22 protein-coding genes are annotated in these 19742 nt (G+C 70.0%); 5 read left to right on the forward strand and 17 right to left on the reverse strand.

Annotated elements, in window-relative coordinates; translation table 11 throughout:
- Nucleotides 1–176: 176 nt before the first annotated feature.
- Entirely contained in the window at nt 177–950 is a 774-nt protein-coding gene (locus AC3WQA_RS04310; protein ID WP_492673855.1) for a CPBP family intramembrane glutamic endopeptidase, read from the forward strand.
- Here the strand turns inward: AC3WQA_RS04310 and AC3WQA_RS04315 are convergent.
- The 9 genes from AC3WQA_RS04315 to AC3WQA_RS04355 form a co-directional block, all read right to left on the reverse strand.
- On the reverse strand, nt 938–1510 hold the full coding sequence (locus tag AC3WQA_RS04315; RefSeq protein ID WP_492673856.1) for a Maf family protein: 573 nt from the start codon (nt 1508–1510) through the stop codon (nt 938–940). The genes AC3WQA_RS04310 and AC3WQA_RS04315 overlap by 13 nt on opposite strands.
- An 11-nt stretch (nt 1511–1521) precedes the next feature.
- Nucleotides 1522–1965, reverse strand: coding sequence for a GNAT family N-acetyltransferase (locus AC3WQA_RS04320; protein WP_492673857.1), 444 nt, complete (start codon nt 1963–1965; stop codon nt 1522–1524).
- Nucleotides 1966–1981: 16 nt separating this feature from the next.
- Nucleotides 1982–2452: a 23S rRNA (pseudouridine(1915)-N(3))-methyltransferase RlmH gene (gene rlmH / locus AC3WQA_RS04325; protein ID WP_492673858.1), complete on the reverse strand. Its 471-nt coding sequence runs from the start codon at nt 2450–2452 to the stop codon at nt 1982–1984.
- Nucleotides 2453–2654: 202 nt separating this feature from the next.
- Nucleotides 2655–3041 carry a ribosome silencing factor gene (rsfS, locus tag AC3WQA_RS04330; protein WP_492673859.1) on the reverse strand — a complete coding sequence of 129 codons (387 nt, stop codon included), beginning with the start codon at nt 3039–3041 and terminating at the stop codon, nt 2655–2657.
- Between the two features lie 76 nt (nt 3042–3117).
- Complete coding sequence (locus AC3WQA_RS04335; RefSeq protein WP_492673860.1) at nt 3118–3765, reverse strand: HD domain-containing protein; 648 nt, start codon at nt 3763–3765, stop codon at nt 3118–3120.
- Nucleotides 3766–3841: 76 nt separating this feature from the next.
- Nucleotides 3842–4912 carry an NAD(P)H-dependent flavin oxidoreductase gene (locus tag AC3WQA_RS04340; RefSeq protein ID WP_492673861.1) on the reverse strand — a complete coding sequence of 357 codons (1071 nt, stop codon included), beginning with the start codon at nt 4910–4912 and terminating at the stop codon, nt 3842–3844.
- A gap of 106 nt (nt 4913–5018) precedes the next feature.
- Nucleotides 5019–5351 carry a pentapeptide MXKDX repeat protein gene (locus AC3WQA_RS04345; protein WP_492673862.1) on the reverse strand — a complete coding sequence of 111 codons (333 nt, stop codon included), beginning with the start codon at nt 5349–5351 and terminating at the stop codon, nt 5019–5021.
- A 79-nt stretch (nt 5352–5430) separates the two neighbouring features.
- A complete protein-coding gene (locus AC3WQA_RS04350) occupies nt 5431–6084 on the reverse strand; it encodes an NrsF family protein (RefSeq protein ID WP_492673863.1) in 654 nt (217 codons plus the stop codon).
- Between the two features lie 3 nt (nt 6085–6087).
- Nucleotides 6088–6612 carry an RNA polymerase sigma factor gene (locus tag AC3WQA_RS04355; protein ID WP_492676315.1) on the reverse strand — a complete coding sequence of 175 codons (525 nt, stop codon included), beginning with the start codon at nt 6610–6612 and terminating at the stop codon, nt 6088–6090.
- Nucleotides 6613–6868: 256 nt separating this feature from the next.
- Between AC3WQA_RS04355 and AC3WQA_RS04360 the strand changes: the two genes are divergently transcribed.
- Nucleotides 6869–8596: a cytochrome c biogenesis protein DipZ gene (locus AC3WQA_RS04360; protein WP_492673864.1), complete on the forward strand. Its 1728-nt coding sequence runs from the start codon at nt 6869–6871 to the stop codon at nt 8594–8596.
- A gap of 127 nt (nt 8597–8723) precedes the next feature.
- Complete coding sequence (gene msrB, locus AC3WQA_RS04365) at nt 8724–9341, forward strand: peptide-methionine (R)-S-oxide reductase MsrB (protein WP_492673865.1); 618 nt, start codon at nt 8724–8726, stop codon at nt 9339–9341.
- A gap of 126 nt (nt 9342–9467) precedes the next feature.
- On the opposite strand, the gene nadD is transcribed toward msrB, so the two are convergent.
- The 8 genes from nadD to AC3WQA_RS04405 form a co-directional block, all read right to left on the reverse strand.
- On the reverse strand, nt 9468–10100 hold the full coding sequence (nadD, locus tag AC3WQA_RS04370; protein WP_492673866.1) for a nicotinate-nucleotide adenylyltransferase: 633 nt from the start codon (nt 10098–10100) through the stop codon (nt 9468–9470).
- Nucleotides 10101–10211: 111 nt separating this feature from the next.
- Nucleotides 10212–11228, reverse strand: coding sequence for a DNA polymerase III subunit delta (gene holA / locus AC3WQA_RS04375; protein WP_492673867.1), 1017 nt, complete (start codon nt 11226–11228; stop codon nt 10212–10214).
- 1 nt (nt 11229) lies between these two features.
- Complete coding sequence (locus AC3WQA_RS04380) at nt 11230–11748, reverse strand: LPS-assembly lipoprotein LptE (protein WP_492673868.1); 519 nt, start codon at nt 11746–11748, stop codon at nt 11230–11232.
- A gap of 5 nt (nt 11749–11753) precedes the next feature.
- Nucleotides 11754–14378 carry a leucine--tRNA ligase gene (leuS, locus tag AC3WQA_RS04385; RefSeq protein ID WP_492673869.1) on the reverse strand — a complete coding sequence of 875 codons (2625 nt, stop codon included), beginning with the start codon at nt 14376–14378 and terminating at the stop codon, nt 11754–11756.
- A 140-nt stretch (nt 14379–14518) separates the two neighbouring features.
- Nucleotides 14519–15118, reverse strand: coding sequence for a PqiC family protein (locus AC3WQA_RS04390; protein ID WP_492673870.1), 600 nt, complete (start codon nt 15116–15118; stop codon nt 14519–14521).
- Nucleotides 15115–16770 carry a PqiB family protein gene (locus AC3WQA_RS04395; RefSeq protein WP_492673871.1) on the reverse strand — a complete coding sequence of 552 codons (1656 nt, stop codon included), beginning with the start codon at nt 16768–16770 and terminating at the stop codon, nt 15115–15117. Before AC3WQA_RS04395 ends, AC3WQA_RS04390 begins: the two co-directional genes overlap by 4 nt.
- Nucleotides 16763–17416 carry a paraquat-inducible protein A gene (locus tag AC3WQA_RS04400; RefSeq protein WP_492673872.1) on the reverse strand — a complete coding sequence of 218 codons (654 nt, stop codon included), beginning with the start codon at nt 17414–17416 and terminating at the stop codon, nt 16763–16765. The genes AC3WQA_RS04395 and AC3WQA_RS04400 overlap by 8 nt, the downstream gene beginning before the upstream one ends.
- Nucleotides 17413–18051 carry a paraquat-inducible protein A gene (locus AC3WQA_RS04405; protein WP_492673873.1) on the reverse strand — a complete coding sequence of 213 codons (639 nt, stop codon included), beginning with the start codon at nt 18049–18051 and terminating at the stop codon, nt 17413–17415. Before AC3WQA_RS04405 ends, AC3WQA_RS04400 begins: the two co-directional genes overlap by 4 nt.
- Before the next feature lie 104 nt (nt 18052–18155).
- Between AC3WQA_RS04405 and trxA the strand changes: the two genes are divergently transcribed.
- Nucleotides 18156–19016, forward strand: a complete 861-nt coding sequence (trxA, locus tag AC3WQA_RS04410) for a thioredoxin (protein WP_492673874.1) — start codon at nt 18156–18158, stop codon at nt 19014–19016.
- Nucleotides 19017–19281: 265 nt separating this feature from the next.
- Nucleotides 19282–19734: a DUF4442 domain-containing protein gene (locus AC3WQA_RS04415; protein ID WP_492673875.1), complete on the forward strand. Its 453-nt coding sequence runs from the start codon at nt 19282–19284 to the stop codon at nt 19732–19734.
- The last annotated feature ends 8 nt before the right edge of the window (nt 19735–19742 follow it).

Below are 19742 nucleotides of genomic sequence, written 5' to 3' on the forward strand. Positions count from 1 at the left end.
ACCGGGAGCCGGTAAAAAATCGCGCGGCTGCGGCGGCCGCGCAGTCCCCCTGGCGCCCGGCGACGCCCACGCTCCTGGCCCTGACCGATGGCGCATTGCGCCGGGGCGACCCATGCGGCTAAGTTGGCACGGCAGAGCGTGGCGCCGTGTCCCGCCCTTTCCACCCGAGCGCGCGCATGCCCCGTTGGCCGGATGACCTGTCGTACCCGTCAATCCCCGCCGTCCGCCCCGCGCTGGGGTTGATCCTGCTGTATTTCGTGCTGCAAGCGGTCGTGGGTTTCGCCGCGGCGCTCCTGCTTGGCCTGGCCCTGCGTCTCGTGCGCGGCCCCGTCGACGTAACAGCCCTGATGGCGCGGCCCGACGCCACCGGCGTCACGGTGATCGTCACCCTGCTGGGCGCCGGCCTCATCATGCTGTGGCTGACGCATGCCTGCTGGCCCCGCGCATGGTCGCAGGCACACCCGCCGGGGCTAGGTTTCGTCGCGCCCATGTCGCGCTACGTCGCGGCGGCCGTGCTGCTTGGCTTGGCCATGCCTTATCTCGGCGGCTGGCTCACCAGCCTGCTGGCCCGGAACCACGCCGTGCCGCAGGACGTGAAGCAGCTCGGCGGCCAGGCCAGCCTGGGCCTGCGCATCGCGCTCACGCTCACGGTGGCGAGCATGGGCCCGCTGGTGGAGGAACTGCTGTTTCGCGGCGTGCTGCTGTCGGCGCTGTTGCGCCATATGCGCGCTTTCTGGGCCGCGCTGGCGAGCGCCGCGCTGTTCGCCCTAGTGCACCTGCCCGACCTGCGCTGGCTGTGGTACGCCGTGCCCAACCTCGTGTTGCTGGGCCTGGTGCTGGCCTGGTTGCGCCTGCGTTCGCGCTCGCTATGGCCATCGGTGATCGCCCACGGCTGCAACAACCTCGTGGCGATGCTGGCGATGTTCGCCTCGCTGCATCACACCGGATAGATCGCCGCCTCGCGCAGCAAGCGCGCCGTCTCGAACAGTGGCAGGCCCATCACGCCCGAGTAGCTGCCTTCCAGATGTTCGACCAGGGTCGCGCCGCGCCCTTGGATGGCATACGCGCCAGCCTTGCCGAAGGATTCGCCGGTGGCCACGTAGGCCGCGATGGCGGCCTCGTCCAGCGTGGCGAAGCGCACCCGCGACACGCAGCAGGCGCCGCGCTCGCCCCGCGCATCGACCAGCCACACGGCCGAGATCACCGCGTGCACACGGCCAGAAAGCCGGCGCAGCATCGCCGCCGCGTCGAGCACGTCACGCGGCTTGCCGAACACCGCGTCGTCCAGCACCACCTCGGTGTCCGCCCCCAGCACCACGGCACCGGCATCGCCCGCGAGCGCGGCCAGCCCGGCGCGAGCCTTGTCGCGGGCGACGCGGCTCACGTAGTCGCGCGGCGACTCCTGCGCGCCGCGCAGCTCGGGAACGTCCACGTCCACCACGCGGAACGCCACACCGAGCTGGGTCAACAGCTCGCGGCGGCGCGGCGATTGCGAGGCGAGATGGAGCATGCGGCGATCCTTCAAAGCGTGAGGCTGTATTCGCGGAACTGCATGTCGCGCTGCCAGCCCAGTGCTTCGTACAAGGCCTGCGCCGGCAGGTTGTCGTGCGCGGTGGAGAGCGACAGGCTGGCCGCGCCCAGCTTCTTGGCATGCACCGCCGCCGCTTCGAGCAAGGCTTTCGCCGCGCCCTGCCGCCGCGCGGCGGGCGCCACGAACAAGTCGTTGAGCAGCCAGGTGCGCACCATGCGCACCGAGGAAAACAGTGGATAGAGCTGGGTGAAGCCCAGCGCCGCGCCACGCTCGTCGCGCGCCAGCAGGATCATCGATTCGTTGAGACGCAGCCGCGCGGTGAGGAAGTCGCGCGCACCCGCTGCATCGGATGGCTTGCCGTAGAACTGGCGGTAGCCGTCGAACAGCGGCACCAGCGCATCGAGGTCGTGCAACGTGGCCAGGTCGATACGCATGTTCGCCACCTTCCGCTCAAGCGCGATGATAGGGATGCCCCGCCACGATGGTCGTGGCGCGGTAGAGCTGTTCGGCCAGCACCAGCCGCACCAGCATGTGCGGCAGGGTAAGCGAACCCAGCGACCAGCGCTGGTCGGCGCGCGCCAGCACCGCGGGCGCATGGCCATCGGGGCCGCCGATCAGGAAGGCCAGGTCGCGGCCCGCCATGCGCCACGTTTTCAGCTGTTCGGCCAGCTCCTCGCTGGACCAGGTCTTGCCGCGACCGTCCAGCGCGACCACGTGGGTGTCGCGCGGCAGCGCGGCGAGGATGGCCTCGCCTTCGTCATGGATGGCCTTGGCGTCGTCGCGGCCCTTGCCGCGCGCGCCGGGTTTCAGTTCGACCAGTTCCAGCGGCAGTTCGTGCGAGAGGCGTTTGCGGTACTCGGCGAAGCCTTCGGCCACCCAGGCCGGCATGCGCTCGCCTACAGCGATGATGCGCGTGCGCATCATCGCTGTGGGGAAAGAGTAAAAGCCGGCGCGTAGCGCCCGCCTTTGCCTCCTCTCCCCTCCGGGGAGAGGATTGAGGTGAGGGGGCGGGGCTTGCGGTGAGCTACGGCAAAGCGATGCCCCGCTTCGTTGTCGGCTTCCCGCGAGAGTGTCCCCTCACCCCAGCCCTCTCCCCGCCGGGGGGAGGGGGGACAGCCTGCGCTCACCCGACGCTCGCGGCGTCGCTGTCCTGTTCGCGGTCGCCCACCGACCACAAGCGCTCCAGGCCGTAAAACTCGCGGATGCGCGGCAGCATCACGTGGACGATCACGTCGCCCAGGTCCACCAGCACCCATTCGGCTTCCTGCTCGCCTTCCACGCCCAGCGGCATCACGCCCGCCCGCTTGGCGAACTTCACCACTTCGTCGGCAATGGATTTGACGTGGCGCGCCGACGTGCCGGAGGCGATCACCAGCAGGTCGGCGATGGAGGTTTTGCCGCGCACGTCGATCTCGCGGACGTCCTTGGCCTTCAGCTCGTCCAGCGCGGCGACGACGGCCTTGCGCAGTTCGGCCGTGGAATCGGTTTTGGTCTTGCGGCTAGTGCTCAAGATGGGGAAGCCTCGATGCGGGATCACGCGCCGGGGCGGCGCGGCGGCAGTATAACGCCCGTCGCGCGGGCCAAGGTCAAGCCGCCTGCGTCAGCCCGGCGAGCACCTGTTCGCCCAGCGGCGGCTCGCCGGCCAGCCGGTACATGCGCGCCACCGCGGCCTCCAGCGCCGCCGCCATCGGCAGGCCACGCTGGCTGAACAGGTCGGCCAGCAGCCGGTAATACACCAGGGTGCCGTCGCGACGGCCGGTGAAGCGCTCGAACACCGCGGTGCCCACGGCCGGGTTCTCCAGGTCGCCCACGATGGCGCGCGCGTTGTGCAGCTTGTCGCAGCCCGAAACCAGCAGTACCTCGTCGGGCGCATCGGCCAGATGCGTGAGATAACCCTGCTTGCGCAGCAGCCAGTCGCGTCGCTTCGCCGCGGCATCGACATGCACGGCCTTGCCCTCGGCACTGCCGTCGGTGCAGCCCAGCACGATGGCCAGCACCCGCTCGCCGAAATCCTTGCGGATCAGTTCGACGTGGGCCTCACCGCAGTCTTCCACCGTATCGTGCAGCAGCGCCGCGATGGCCTGCTCCTCGTCGCCGCCGTATTCCAGCACCAGGCTGGCCACGCCCAGCAGGTGGTACAGGTACGGAATATCGGAACCCTTGCGGGTCTGTGCGGCGTGCGCGATGCGCGCGTGATCTACCGCGCCGGTGAAACGTTCGCTCAACCTGGTCATGGCCACCTCCCTTGCGTCCGTTGGATGGGTGCACCGTCGCGCCGCGACATCTCGTCGTTCGCGACAGGCATCCGGTTCAATGTGCCAGCGCCCGCCGCGCCAGCCGGTATTCGTGCATCAGCCGTACCACCAGCTCGGCGGCAGGCTGCGGACGCACCCGCGCCGCCGCCTGGCCGCACCACTCGGAAACAAGATCCGCGCGACCGGCCGCGGCGGCCGCGCGCCGCAGCGGCGCGGTGAGCGCGTTGAGCACGGGGTAGGCGGGAAGTTCGTCCAGCGCGCCTTCCATCGCCTCCACGTAGCGGTTGCGCAGGCCGCGCGCGGCGCGGCCGGAGAAGCTGCCGATGGTGGCCACGCGGTGCTCCTCCGCGTTCGCCAGGTCGCGCTTCCACGCCTCGGCCGCGGAGGATTCCGGGCAGGCGAGGAAGGCCGTGCCAAGCTGGCTGGCCGCCGCGCCCAGCACCTCGACGGCGAGCATGCCGGCGCCGTCCATGATGCCGCCCGCGGCGATCACCGGCACGCCGCCGCAGGCCGCCACCGCCAGCGGGATCAGTGCGAACAGGCCGATCAGCGGCGTCTCGCCCGCATGCAGGAAACCGCCGCGATGCCCGCCTGCCTCGGCACCCTGCACGCATACCGCGTCGGCGCCGCGCTCGGCCCAGGCACGCGCCTCCGCTGCTGTGGTGGCGGTGCCGATCACCACGATGTCGCGGCGCTTGAGCTCCTGCATCTGCGCGCTCGTGAGCAGGCCGAACGCGAAGCTGGCCACGGCGGGCCGCGCCTCGCACAGCGCGGCGAATTGCTCGGAGAAGCGCGCTGCCCAGTGCGCCGGCAGGCTGGTGCGCACGGCCAGCCCCTCACGCTCCATCAACGCATCGAGCCGTGCCCGCGCCCGTTCCACGGCGGCCATGTCGGGCACGATTTCGTCGGGCAGCACGAACAGGTTCAGCGCGAACGGCCGGTCGGTGAGCGCGCGAATGCGCGCGGCCTGGTCGAGTACGGCCTGCGGTTCGGCGTAGCCCGCGCCCAGCGAGCCCAGGCCACCGGCGTTCGATACCGCGGCGACCAGCTCCGGCGTGGTGGCGCCAGCCATCGGCGCCTGGATCAGCGGGCCATCGATGCCCAGCCGTTGTGCGAAGGAGGACATGCGCGGCGTCCGTGGCGGGAGACTGCGCCATTATCGGCCCGCCGTGTTCACGCTGGATGAAACACGGCACGGCGGACGCGCCGGCATCCGCCATGCCGCCGCGGCATCAGCCGCCGCTGCTCATCGCGTCACCGGCAGCTGGCTTCATCGCGTCATCCTTCCGCATTTTCATCGCGTCGTCTTTCTTCATCTTCATCGCGCCGTCCTGCTTCATCATGCCGTCGTGATGCATGGTCCTGGACGTCATCGCGTCGTGCTTCATCGCGTCCGGTTTCATCTTCATGGCGTCACTGTGCATGGCGTCCCTGGACGGCATGGCATCGTGCGACATGGCGGTGCTGGAAGACGCGGGCACGGCGTCCTGCGCGTGAATGGGAGCAAAGGCGAAGGCGCCGACGGCGGCGGACAGCGCGAGGGCGGCGAGGGTGCGTGCGTTCATGGGAAATCCTTGCGTGAGGTAAGGGATGGAAGCAGTCGCGCCGCCTCCACCTTGCCCTTCGCCACCGGTGCCCGGAAGGTTACTTCGGCGCCAGCAGCCGCCCACCCATCGCCGCGTTCGCGATCACCACGAGGCCTACCGCCAGCGCATGCGTGAGCAGGTCGGTGGCGGCAGCGTCGAAGGCGTGGCAGATCTCCAGCAGGCTGGCCGAGGCGGCCGCGCTGGCCAGGCCCACCAGCATCGCGGTGAGCAGCGGGCGCAGCGGGCAGGCGCGACGCAGCAGCCACACCATCAGCGCGGACAGCGGTATCGAGAAGCCGATGATGAAGACCAGGCAATCGGTGGACTGGTGCAGCGTGGCAATGCTGGTATCCGGCGCCAGCCAGGTGCGCAGGCAGCCCAGGCCGCTGGCGCCCATCCACAGCAGCGCGGGCGGCAGCGGCAGCCAGGCCCAGGCGCGGCGGTGTCCCGGCACGGCCAGCGTGAACGCGGCCCAGGCCGCGGCGATCGCGGTAAGCACCGCGCCCAGCGCGGCCCAGCCCAGATCCGGCGCGCCGGCCCAGCGGCGCAGCATCGGCGCGTCGCCGTAGTGCGCGAACAGTCCCACGGCGAACGCGGCCACCAGCGCCAGCCAGCCCAGCGTGCGCAGCCACGGCGGCCGCAGGCGCCGCACCGGCACCAGCTCGGCGCTGAGCGCGGCAATCAGGCGGTCGTTGGAATGCGGCTCGGCCATGGCTCAATCGTCTCCGTGCAGGCGACCGCGCAAGGCCTTCAGGGCGCGGTGCAGGTTCACTTTCAAGGCGCCGGTGTTGCGCCCGGTCTGCGCGGCCGCCTCGGCCAGCGACTGCTCGCGCAGGCCGAGCTGTTCCACCGCCTCGCGCTGGCCGGGCGGCAGTTGCGCGATGGCCTCGCGCAGGCGATGCGCCTGCTGGCGGCGTTCGGCATCCATGCTGGCGTCGTCGCGATCGGGATGCTGCTCCAGCGCGAACTCGTCATGCAGCTCGCGGCGACCGCGCCGGCCGTGGCTGCGCAGCGCGTCGATGGCGCGGCGCGCGGCGATGGCACCCAGCCAGGCGTCGTAGGAGCGCGCCGGGTCGTAGGTGTGGCGCACGCGGTGCACGGTGATGAGCGTTTCCTGCACCACGTCGTCCAGCGTGTCCGTGCCCACGCCCTGGCGGCGCGCCACCGCGCGGATCAGCACCAGCGAATCGGCCAGCACGCGCTCGTAGGCGTGGCGGTCGCCGGCCTGCGCGGCAGCCATCCACGCGGCGCGCTGGCGCTCGGCGGCTTCGCTGGCGGTGGCGGGTTCGACGGGCACGGGGCGGCAACGATCCAGCAGCGGGATGAAGCCGCCATCTAGTACCACGCCGACGTCAGCGGTCAAGGGCATGCGCTCCATGCCGGGGTCTTGTCCGATGATTCGCTGCATCCGCCGCGCGGGTTACTTCGTAGCAGTGGAGGTAACCGCCGGCGCCCTGCCGGCGAATCACCAGCACCCTCCCACCGGACGATCCGTCATGCTCCTGCTGATCCTTGCCTACCTCGGCGGCGTGCTCACCATCCTCAGCCCTTGCATCCTGCCGGTGCTGCCCTTCGTGTTCGCCCGCGCCGACCGGCCCTTCCTCAAGAGCGGCTTGCCGATGCTGGCCGGCATGGCGGCCACCTTCGCCCTGGTCGCCACGCTGGCGGCGGTGGGCGGCGGCTGGGCAGTGCACGCGAACCAGTATGGCCGCGCCGTGGCCCTGGTGGTGCTGGCCCTGCTCGGCCTCACCCTGCTCTCCAGCCACGTCGCCGAATGGCTGACGCGGCCGTTCGTCGCGCTGGGCAACCGGCTGTCGCGGCGCACCGAGAGTGACGGCGACTCGATCTGGGGCGCGGCAGGCCTCGGCATCGCCACCGGCCTGTTGTGGGCGCCGTGCGCGGGGCCGATCCTGGGTCTGCTCTTGACCGGCGCCGCGCTCAAGGGCGCCAGCGTCACCACCACCTTGCTGCTGCTGACCTACGCGCTGGGCGCGGCTACTTCGCTGGGATTGGCGCTGGCGGTGGGCGGCAAGGTGTTCGCCGTGATGAAGCGCTCGCTGGGCGCCGGCCAATGGGTGCGCCGCGCACTCGGTGTGCTGGTGCTGATGGGCGTGGCCGCGATTGCCTCGGGCGTGGACACCGGTGTGCTCACCCGCGTCTCGCTGGCCGGCAGCAACGGCATCGAGCAGAAGCTGATCGACGCCGTGCGTCCGATGCCCGCCGCGATGGCCGCGCCCGCGCCTGCGCCCGGCGAGGCGCTGCCGGTGGAAGGCCGTCTGCCGTCGCTGACTGGCGCCACCGGCTGGCTCAACAGCCCGCCGCTCACCCGCGAAAAACTGCGCGGCAAGGTGGTGCTGGTGGATTTCTGGACCTATTCCTGCATCAACTGCCTGCGCTCGCTGCCCTACGTCGAAGGGTGGAACGCCAAATACAAGGATCACGGTCTGGTCATCATCGGCGTGCACGCACCCGAGTTCGCCTTCGAAAAAGATCGCTCCAACGTGGCCGCGGCGGTGCAGCGCCTCGGCGTGACCTACCCGGTGGCGCTGGATTCCGACTACGCGATCTGGCAAGGCTTCAACAACGAATACTGGCCGGCGGAATACTTCATCGACGCGCGCGGCCGCATCCGCCACCACAGCTTCGGCGAAGGCGGCTATGCCGAGGACGAAGACGTGATCCGCCAGTTGCTCGCCGAAGCCGGCCAGACGAACCTGCCCGGCGGCTACGTGCAGCCCGGTGCCACCGGCGCGCAGGCGGCCGCCTCCGACAGCATGCTGCGCTCGCCGGAAACCTACGTGGGTTATGCGCGCGCCGAAGGCTTCGCCAACAACCGCGTGGCGCACGACGATGCCTTCGACTACCGCGCGCCCGCCCAGCTCGCCGCCAACCAGTGGTCACTGGCTGGTCGCTGGAACGTGCATGCGATGGACGCCACGCTGGATGCCGGCAGCGGCAGCATCAGCTACCACTTCCGTGGCCGCGACCTGCACCTGGTGCTGGGGCCGGGCAAGGACGGCAAACCAGTGCGCTTCCACGTCACGCTGGATGGCCACGCCCCCGGCATCGACCACGGCACGGATATCGACGCGCAAGGCAACGGCACCGTCACCGCGCAGCGCCTGTATCAACTGGTGCGTCAAGCCCATGGCGACGGCACACGCACGTTCACCATCACCTTCGACGATCCCGGCGTGCGCGCGTATGCGTTCACCTTCGGCTGAGACGAGGCACCCGTAGGAGCGGCCCCGGTCGCGATGCGCTCCATCGAACGACCAAGGCAAAGCATCGCGGCCGAGGCCGCTCCTGCGAAAGCCCATCGCACACATCGAATGCAACTCGGAGGCCGCCATGTCCCGCATCGACGAATCCCTCGCGATGGATCGCCGCCGTTTCCTGCGCACCGCACTGAGCGGCGGCGCCCTGCTCGCGATCGGCGGCAGCTTCGCCCTGCCCCGCCTGCTCGCCGCCGGCGTCGAAGGTGGCGTACCGGCGCTGGTGCATACCCCGCCCGGCGGCGTGCTGCTGGAATGCTTTGCCGACGACGGCCGCGATCTCGGCGCCTGCAAGGTGCATCGGCTGGTGCTCAGCGATGCGCAATGGCGCGCCCGGCTGTCCCCACTCGCCTTCGACGTGATGCGCCGCGACGGCACCGAGCATGCCTTCAGCGGCCCGCACGAGCGCCCTGCGCACCCTGGCCTGTTCCGCTGCATCGCCTGCGCCACCGCGCTCTACGACGCCGCCACCGAATTCGACTCCGGCACCGGCTGGCCCAGCTTCTGGCGCCCCATCGCGAAACGCAACGTGATCGAAACCCGCGACGAGCAGTTCGGCATGGAGCGCATCGCGATCAGTTGCGCCGGCTGCCACAGCCACCTCGGCCACGTGTTCAACGACGGCCCGCCGCCGACGGGGCTGCGCTATTGCATGAATTCGGTGGCATTGCGGTTCGTGGCGCGGGCGGGGTGAAGGGGAAACTTCTCCCCTCGCCCGCTTGCGGGAGAGGGGTTGGGGAGAGGGCGTTTTTCGCCAGCGACAAAGCAGTTTCGTGCGTCGGCAGGCGGACGAAACCGCCTTGAATCCAGCAAAACCGCTTCAGCGACGATAAGGCGCCAGTAGCACCGGATCATCGAACAACCCCGCCGGCAACAAATAGCGCGGGTCACGTCCTGCAACGAGCAGTTCGCGAATGCGGGTGGCGGAGATTTCCAGCGGGGTCACCGCGAGTTCGATCAGCTTGCCGCAGGGCTGCGTGCGCAGCGCCGCCACGTCGTCGACGCGGCGTGCGGCGACTTCCTCGGCCAGCTCGGCGGAACGCGCGGCTTCCACGCCGGGCCGACTCAGCACGCCGATATGCGCGAAGTCGAACAGCTCGCGCCAGCGATTCCACGTCGGCAAGCCGGCGAAGGCGTCGGCGCCCAGCAGCAGCACCAGCGGGCGCTCGCCCTGTTCCGCGCGCAGCTCGCGCAGGGTGTCGATGGTGTAGGACGGGCCGCTGCGTTCCAGCTCGCGCGCATCGAGGGTCAGGCGCGACTGGCCGGCCAGTGCGGCGCGCAGCATCGCCACGCGCTCGGCGGGCGTGGCCATGGGCGATGCACGATGCGGCGGCACGTTCGCCGGCAGCAGGCGCACTTCGGCGGCTAGCAGTTCGGCCGCTTCCCACGCCACGGTGAGGTGGCCGATATGGATGGGGTCGAAGGTACCGCCGAAGAGGGCGAGCGGACGCATGGGATCAGGCTTGGTGGGTGGCGGTTTGTACGCCACCAAGCGAGAGCCTCCCCCTCACCCCAACCCTCTCCTCCCGAGGGGGGAGAGGGAGTTGAAGCGGAGGGGTGAGGCTCATGCCAATGCCCGCGCGGCGCGCGGCTCGGCGAGGGCGGCGATCAGGCGTTCGGCTTCGCGCCAGGCGTCGCCGCTTTCGCGCCCCTTGGCGATGCGGTCGATGCGCGAAGCGCGGGCGAGGCAGGCCAGCCAGTGTTCGCGCGGGGCGCGGCGCAGTGCCTTGCGGAACAGCTGCTCGCGCGCGGGCCACAGGCGTTCGGCCCGAGCCTGCGCGGCGAGGTCGGGCGCGTTGGCGAGGCGCAGCGCGAGTTGCAGTTGGTTCACCAGCCAGCCCATCAGGGCGATCAGCTCGTCGCCCTCGCTGCGCAGGCCGGTGAGGATGCGCAGCGCGCGGGCGCCCTCGCCCGCCAGTGCGGCGTCGGTGAGCTTGAACACGTCGTAGCGGGCGCTGTCGGCGACCAGGCTTTCCATCGCTGCGGCGTCGATGCGGCGACTGTCGCCGGCGCGCAGCACCACGAGTTTGTCGACCTCCTGCGCGGCGGCCAGCAGGTTGCCTTCCACGCGCTCGGCCAGCAGTGCCGCAGCGTCAGGTGTGGCGGACAGGCCGCGCGAGGCGAGCCGCGCACCGATCCAGGCCGCCCATTCGTTGGGCCGCGGCGCGTTGAACACCACCATGGTGCCGGCGGCGTCGAGCTTCTTGCTCCAGGCGCCATCGTGCTTGCTGCTCCACTCCATCGCGGTGATGAGCAGGGTGACATCGGGCGGCGGGTTGGCGCAGAACTCGTTGATGGCCTTGGCGCCTTCCACGCCGGGGCGGCCGGTGGGCAGGCGCAGGTCGATCAATCGGCGCGTGGCGAACAGCGACATGCCGGCGGCGGCGCGGGCGAGGTCGTCCCAGTCGAAGCGCTGCTCGACTTCGAGCACCTCGCGCTCGGCGTAGCCGAGTTTTTTCGCCTGCGCACGCAGCGCGTCGGCGGCCTCCAGCACCAGCAGTTCCTCACCCGCGAGCAGGTAGACCGACGCGAGGCGGTCACCGGTCAGCGCCTTCGACCATTGGGCGGGCGAGAGCGGCATGTCAGTGCGTGGCGGCAGCCGCTGGCGCGTGATGGCCGGCGGCCTGCAGGCGGAACAGGATGGCTTGCACCATGTCGTCGACCAGGCTGTGCTCGATCTGCGCAACCTGCGCGCCATTGCCCGTGCTGTCGGTGGCGTCGTAGCTGTATTCGCGCTGCATGTCGATGCGCTGGCGCGGCAGCAGGGCCTTGCCATCGGCATCGACCGCGTCGAACTCCACGCGGTAGTGCACCGCGTACTCGGTGATGCGCGCGTAGCCGCCCTGGGTTAGCGACTGGGTGTCGAAGCCGGCCACCGGCACGCGCAGTTCGGCCACGCCGGGGCCGGCGGCGTCCTCGACGGTGACGCCGGCGCTGACCAGCGCACGGGCCAGCCCGCGTTCGAGGTCGCCACTGTTCATGGCCAGGTGGACATGCCCCATCGCCGGCGGCAGTGCGGCGCTCTTGCGCAAATGGAAGCCACAGCCGGCGAGCGCGAGCACGCCAGCAAGCAGGGACGCGAGGCGGAGCATGCGTTTCATGCGATTCATCCTGCGACGATGTTGACGATCTTGCCGGGCACCACGATCACCTTGCGCACGCTGAGGTTGGCGAGGAAGGCGGCCACCTGCGGCTGCGCCAGCGCCTGCGCTTCGGTGGCTTCCTTGCTGGCGCCGGAGGGTACCTCGATGGTACCGCGCAGCTTGCCGTTGACCTGCACCGCGAGCGTGAGCGAGTCGCGCACCAGCGCGCTCTCGTCCACCGCCGGCCAGGGCTGGTCTTCCAGCACCGCCTCGGCGTGGCCCAGCACCTGCCACAGGTGGTGCGCGACGTGCGGCACCACCGGGTTCAGCAGCAGCACCATGGTTTCCAGCGCCTCGTGGCGCACCGCGCGGCCCTGCTCGCCCATGTCGGCGAACTTGTTCACCGCGTTGAGCAGCTCCATCAGCGCGGCGATGGCGGTGTTGAAGGAGTGGCGGCGGCCGAAGTCGTCCGTCACCTTCTGGATGGTTTCATGCAGCTGGCGGCGCAGCGCCTTCTGGCCGGCGTCGAGCGCGGCGACGTCCACCACCGGGTGGTCGGGCTGCGCGGCGTGCGTGGTGACCTCACGCCAGAAACGGCGCAGGAAGCGCGCCATACCTTCCACACCCGCCTCGTTCCACTCCAGCGATTGCTCCGGCGGCGCGGCGAACATGGAGAACAGGCGCACGGTGTCGGCGCCGTACTTGCCCACCATCGCCTGCGGGTCGACGCCGTTGTTCTTGGATTTGGACATCTTCTCGATGCCGCCGATCCGCACCGGCTGACCGTCGGCCTTGAGCAGCGCACCGATCACACGCGCCTTGTCGTCGCGCTGGATCTCCACGTCGGCGGGATTGATCCAGTCCTTCGAGCCATCGGCGTTCTCGCGGTAGAACGTCTCGGCGATCACCATGCCCTGGCACAAGAGGTTCTGCGCCGGCTCGTCCGAATGCACCATGCCGGCGTCGCGCAGCAGCTTGTGATAGAAGCGGAAGTACAGCAGGTGCATGATCGCGTGTTCGATGCCGCCGATGTACTGATCGACCGGCAGCCAGTAGTTCGCGCGCTCGTCGATCTGCGCCTGCGCGCCGGGGCTGGTGTAGCGCGCGTAGTACCAGCTCGACTCCATGAAGGTGTCGAAGGTGTCGGTTTCGCGCTCGGCCGGGCCGCCGCACTGCGGGCAGGTGGTCTTGCGCCACTCCGGGTCGGCCTTGATCGGCGACTGCACGCCCGAGAACGCCACGTCCTCGGGCAGCACCACCGGCAGCTGGTCTTCCGGCACCGGCACCGCCTCGCACTTGGCGCAATAGATCACCGGGATCGGGCAGCCCCAGTAGCGCTGGCGGGAAACGCCCCAGTCGCGCAGGCGCCAGTTCACGCGGCGCTGGCCCTTGCCGTCGGCTTCGAGCCTGGCGGCGAGATGGTCGAAGGCCTCGCGGTAGTTCTTGCCGTCCAGCTCGCCGGAGTGGATCACGCGCATGTCGGCGCGCGTCTTGTCGCCGTACCACTCCTGCCACTTGGCCGGGTCGTAGGCCTCCTCGCCGGCGGCGATCACCTGCTTGATCGGCAGACCGTACTTGTGGGCGAACTCGAAATCGCGCTCGTCGTGGCCGGGCACCGCCATCACCGCGCCGGTGCCGTAGCCCATCAGCACGAAGTTGGCGACCCACACCGGTACCTTGTCGCCGGTGACGGGATGGATCGCGAACAGGCCGGTGGCCATGCCGCGCTTTTCCTGCGTCTCCAGCTCGGCCTCGGAAACGCCGCCGTGCTTGAGCTCGTCGAGGAAGGCGGCGAGCTGCGGATGGTTCGCCGCGGCCTTGAGTGCCAGCGGATGCTCGCCCGCGATGGAGACGAAGGTGACGCCCATCAGCGTGTCGGGGCGGGTGGTGAACACGGTCAGCGGCGCGGCCTCGCCTTCCACCGCGAAGTGGATCTCCAGGCCCTCGCTGCGGCCCAGCCAGTTGCGCTGCATGGTCTTCACCGCGTCGGGCCAGCCGGGCAGCGTGTCCAGGCCGTCGAGCAGTTCCTGTGCATAGTCGGTGATGCGCAGGAACCACTGCGGGATCTCGCGCTTCTCCACCACGGCGCCGGAGCGCCAGCCACGGCCGTCGACCACCTGCTCGTTGGCGAGCACGGTCTGGTCGATGGGATCCCAGTTCACCACCGAGTTCTTGCGGTAGGCCATGCCCTGCTTCAGCAGCCGGGTGAACATCAGCTGTTCCCAGCGGTAGTACTCGGGGCGGCAGGTGGCGAACTCGCGGCTCCAGTCGATCGCGTAACCCAGCGACTGCAGCTGGCCGCGCATGTGCTCGATGTTGGCGTAGGTCCACTTGGCCGGCGCAGTCTTGTGCTTGATCGCGGCGTTCTCGGCGGGCAGGCCGAAGGCGTCCCAGCCCATCGGCTGCAGCACGTTTTTGCCCTGCATGCGCTGGTAGCGGCTGATGACGTCGCCGATGGTGTAGTTGCGCACGTGGCCCATGTGCAGCGCGCCGGACGGGTACGGCAGCATGGAGAGGCAGAAGAACTTGGGCCGCGACGGGTCTTCCTTCACCTCGAAGGCGCGCTGGTCGCGCCAGTAGGCCTGCGCGGCGGCTTCCACCGCCTGCGGCTGGTAGTCGGACTCGGGTTTGCTTTGGGTGTCTTGCATGGTTCGTGATCGCTGGAATGCAGGGACGCGGGCGAGGCGCCGGAAGAACGGGTCAGATTAGCAGCAACGGGATGCGGGACGGGATGCGGGAACGCCGCCGACTCGCGCGATTCGGTGTTGCCGACGCCCACGCCAGCCGTCTAAGGACACCCGGGCCGCTGGCCGGCCTCGTAAGCCCGCGCGGTGGTGGCAATGTCGGCGGCGAGTTTGCCCAGCGCCTGCTGATGGCCAGCCACCAGGGCGTCGTAGCCGGGCGCGACCGGCTCGCCGATGCGGCTGCTGCAGGTCAGCGCATCCTGTCCACCCGCGCCGCCGATGAGGCGCAGGCTCCAGGCCGCGTCGAGCAACGTCTGCTGGCCGGGCACGGAGTCGAAGCGGCGTACGTCGAGCTTGATGCGCAAGCGCGGCTGGCCGTTGCCGGGCAAGCCGGAGAGATCGGCCACGCCCAGCGCGCGGCCGAGGTCGGCGGCCAGCGCGGCGCGGATTTCATCGCCCAGCGGCGCGATCCAGCGCTGGCCGCTGAGCGGCTGCATGCCCTGCCCGCCTTCGCGCACCACCAACTGCGGCACGTCGACCTGGGCCGGCACGGTCACCGGCAACAGTTCGAAGGGATAGGGCGCGGGGCTGGCCGTCGGCGCGGCCGCGCGCGGCGGCGCCACCAGGGTGTAGTAGCGCGGCGGCGCCGAGGCGCAGCCGGCCAGCGCCAGCGCGGCGGCGCAGGCGAGCGTCCGGGGATTCATGGCTGACTCCTGTGGGGCTGGGGCGCGGCTTTGCCGGCCGGCTTGGGATCGGCCGGGCGGCCGCGCAGCAGCGATTCCGGATGCACGCCGAGTTCGTCGGTGAGCACGCGCAGCGAACGCAGCGAGCGCTGCAATTCCTGCAGGGTCTGGCCGAGGTTCTGCTGCAGCGGCGCATCGGGCGAGAGCGTGGCATCGGCGCTGCCCAGCGTTTTGCGCGCAGCGTGCATGGTGTCGTCGAGCGCGGGCAGCGTCTTGCCGTTCATCTGCTTGAGCGTGGTGTCGAGGCTGGCCAACGTGTCGTTGAGGTGCTTGCCGATCTGGTCGAACGGCACTTTGTCGAGCTTGTCCACGATGTCGGCCATCTGCTCCTGCAGCTTGTCGAAGCTGCCGGGCGCGGTGGGGATCTGCAGCGGGCGCTGGGCCGGGTCGAAGCTGACCTTGGCCGCATGCGGCACGAAATCCAGCGCGATGTAGAGCTGGCCGGTGAGCAGGTTGCCGGTGCGCGCCTGCGCGCGCAGGCCGTGCTCGACGAGCGTGCCCACCATGTGCGAGAGGTGGGCATCGTCGCCGTGCTGCTTCGCCTGCGCCGCCAGTTTTTCGTAGGCCTGGCCCAATCGCTGCGGATACACCACCGCGCCCACCACGACCGGAAAGCGGCCGGTGCTGGCGTCGTAGTCCATGCGGATCGACACCACCTTGCCGAAGTTCATGCCGAGGAACTCCACCGGCGCGCCCACGGCCAGCCCGCGCAGCGACTGGTTGAAGCGCATGCGGATGTACTGCGGCGCGCCGTCCGGCGGCGCCATCGCGCTGGTTTCGTCGGCGAACAGGGTGTAGCCGGTCTTGTCGGGCACGGGTGTGGTGTCGTGCGGGCCGCCCGGATCCTGGAAGGCCACGCCGCCGGCCAGCACGGTGGCCAGCGACTGGGTGTTGAGCTTGAGCCCGTTGGCGCCCAGCGAAACGTTCACGCCGCTGGCGTTCCAGAAGCGCGTGCTGGCATTCACGTAGCGGTCGTTGGGCGCATCGACGAACACGGCGAAGGTCACGCCCTTGCCGTCGTCGTCGAGCTTGTAGGACACCACGCGCCCCACCTGCAGGCGGTGGAAGTACACCGGCGAGCCGATGTCCAGCGAGCCCAGGTCGGCGGCGTGCAGCACGTAGCTCTTGCCTGGCTCGCCGTGGGTGACCGCGGGCGGGGTTTCCAGCCCGGTGAACGCGTCCTGCGGCTGGCTGGAGTCGCTGGTGTCCGCGCCGATGTAGGCGCCGGAAAGCAGCGTGTCCACGCCGGAGATGCCGCCCAGGCCGATGCGCGGGCGCACCACCCAGTAGCGGGTACCTTCGGTGGCAAAACCCTGGGCACTCTTCTCCAGCGCCACCGTCACCAGCACGTGGCTGCGGTCGGTGCTCAGACGGATCTTCTCCACCTTGCCGATCACCACGTCCTTGTATTTCACCGGGGTCTTGCCGGCGCTGAGGCCCTGCGCGCTCTGGAAAGCCAGGGTGACCTGCGGCCCGGCCTGCAGCCAGTTCTGCACCACCAGCGCCACGCCCACCAGCGCGGCGAACACGGGCACCAGCCAGATCAGCGCCACGCTGCGGTGGCGTTGCCGCAGCACCGCGCTGGGCAGTGCGGCACTCTTGTCGTCAGTCATCGGAATCTTCCTTGCCGTCCCAGATCAGGCGGGGATCGAAGCACATCGAGGCCAGCATGGTGAGCACCACGGTCAGGCCGAAAAACACCACGCCCGGCAGCGGCTCCACCAGGCTGAACAGGCCGAAGCGTACCAGCGCGGTGAGCAGCGCCACCACGAACACGTCCAGCATCGACCAGTAGCCGATCAGCTCCACCAGTCGGTACAGCTGCGCGCGCTGCTTGCGCGCCCAGTTGCTGCCGCGCTGGCTCGTGACCAGCAGCGTGCCCAGCGCGAAGAACTTCAGCATTGGCACCACGATGGAGGCGGTGAACACCACCACCGCGAGGCCGGGCGAGCCCTTCACCCACAGCTCCACCACGCCGCTGATGATGGTGTTGTCGTCGATGTCGCCCAGGCTCGCCGTGCGCATGATCGGCAGCACGTTGGCCGGGATGTACATGCAGAAGGCGGCGATCAGCAGCGCCCAGGTGCGCGCGTAGCTGGCCAGCTTGCGCCGGTGCAGCGCCGAGCCGCAGCGCGGGCAGGCCATGTCCCCGCCATCGTCCACGGCCAGTTCGCGACACACCTGGCCGCAGACGTGGCAGCCGATCAGCCCCAGCTCATGCGCGCGCGGCAAGCGCTGGTTCGCGCTTGCCGGGCTCACGCCGCCGCCTCGCGCGTCTCGTCCCACAAGTGGGTGAGGTCGACGCCGGCGAACACGGTGATGAGCAGCATCAGCGCCGCATAGAACCAGATGCCGGGATCGGCGGTGACCTCGAAATACAGATGCGCCTTGACGATGGACACCAGCGCGCCCAGCACGAACACCTCGCTCATCGTCCATGGCCCGATGCGGTGCAGCGTCACCATCAGCACGCGGAAGCCCGGCGCGCGCCGTCCATCGCGCGCAAACACCAGCAGCCAGCCCAGCAGCAGGATCTTCGTCAGCGGCAGCACGAACAGCGTGGCCGCCGCCAGCACCGCCACCACCTGCGAGTGATCCAGCCACATCATGCGGATCACGTCCGCGAGCGTGGCCGCCACGTGCTGGCCATTCAGCCCCAGGGTGACGATGGGCCACCAGGTGGCCTGCACGAACACCACCAGCGCGGTGGCGACCAGGGCCAGCAAGGTATCGATGCCCAGCCCGCGCGGGCGCTCCAGCAGCGCGCCGCAGCGTGCGCACTGCGCCGCCTCGCCGCGCGCCAGCTCGCGGCGGCGATGCACGGTATCGCAGTGTTCGCAGATCACGAGCGCCGGGGCGACGTCCTGCGCGAGTCCTGATGACGGGGCTGGCATGCGCCCATTCTCGCAAATCCGGCGCGACTGCCGCGCGGGCTTGATATGCTGGGCGGCGCACCCATTTCGGCAGCCTTCATCCCGCCAACGCCCCGGAACCCGCCGTGACCGCCACCACCGCCGACACGCACGTCTTCGACGTCACCGAACAGAACTTCGAGGCCGATGTCATCAACGCCTCGCTGGACACGCCCGTGCTAGTGGACTTCTGGGCCACCTGGTGCGGCCCGTGCAAGACGCTGGGCCCGCTGCTGGAACAGCTCGCCGCCGACTACAAGGGCGCGTTCCGGCTGGGCAAGGTGGACGTGGACAAGAACCAGCAGCTCGCCGCGATGTTCGGCATCCGCAGTGTGCCCACCGTGGTGCTGGTGAAGGGCGGCGAGATCGCCGACGGCTTCTCCGGCGCGTTGCCACTGGCGCAGCTGCGCGAGTTCCTGTCGCGCCACGTGCAGTTGCAGGAAGCCGCGGAGGAACCCGCCGAGGCGCCCGCCGAAACACCCGAAGCCGCCATCAACCGCCTGCAACAGGCCATCGCCGCCGAGCCGGACAAGACCGAGCTGAAGCTCGACCTCGCCGTGGCGCTGGCGCAAGCCGGCCGCAGCGACGAGGCCGCCCTCGAACTCGACGCCCTGCCCGCCAATCTCGCCACCGACGCCCGCGCCGTGCGCCTGCGCAACCAGCTGGAGTTGGCGCGCACGCTGCGGGACGCGCCCGCGCAGGCCGACCTGGAACAGCGCCTGCAGGCCAACGCGCAGGACTGGGAAGCCCGCGACCTGCTCGGTGTGCGCCTGCTGCTGGGCAACGACCCCGCCGCCGGCCTCGACCAGTTCCTGCATCTCCTGGAAAAGGCCCGCGACTGGAACGACGGCGCCGCCAGGAAGCGCCTGCTGGCCGCCTTCGCCACCCTGGACGACGCCGAACTGGTCGGCCGCTACCGCCGCAAGATGGCCTCGCTGCTGTTTTGAGCGGGATTCGGGATTCGGACTGCGCAGGCAGGATGCCGTAGCGAACATCGGCGCAGCCGATGGCCCGCAGGGCAAGTCGCTGATGCGACGAGTCATTCGGGATTCGGGAAGAGCCCGCCGCTTGTTATCTCCCCTCTCCCAACGGCTTCCCCGTCGGGGGCGAGGGCTGGGGAGAGGGGGCGCCTTTCGCCTCAAACTCCGCGCGAAACACCCGATCGCCGCCACCCCACGGCCGCACCACTCACCCCCACCTCCCGACTTGCCCATGCGCGCCTCCACCTTCCGCCGGCTGATGAACCTGTGGCCGCCGTTCCTCGTCAACAGCATCCGCCTCGTCGCGCTCAGCGACGACTACGCGCAGGCCAGGGTCGCCCTGCGCCTGCGCCCGTGGAACCGCAACTACGTCAAGAGCCAGTTCGGCGGCAACCTGTTCGCCATGGTCGACCCGTTCTGGATGCTGCTGGCGATGCACCGGCTCGGCCCCGACTACTACGTGTGGGACAAGGCCGGCAGCATCGACTTTGTGGCGCCCGGCCGCGAGGACGTCTACGCCAGCTTCCACATGGACGACGCCACGCTCGATGAACTGCGCCAGGCCGCCGCCGGCGGCGAGAAAGTGCTGCGCTGGTTCGACACCGACATCGTCACCGCCGCAGGCGAAGTTGTTGCCCGCGTGCGCAAGCAGATCTACGTGCGCTTGAAGCCCAGGGCACGGTGAGGCCGGGA

This window comes from Rhodanobacter sp. FW106-PBR-R2A-2-24 (assembly GCF_058789615.1).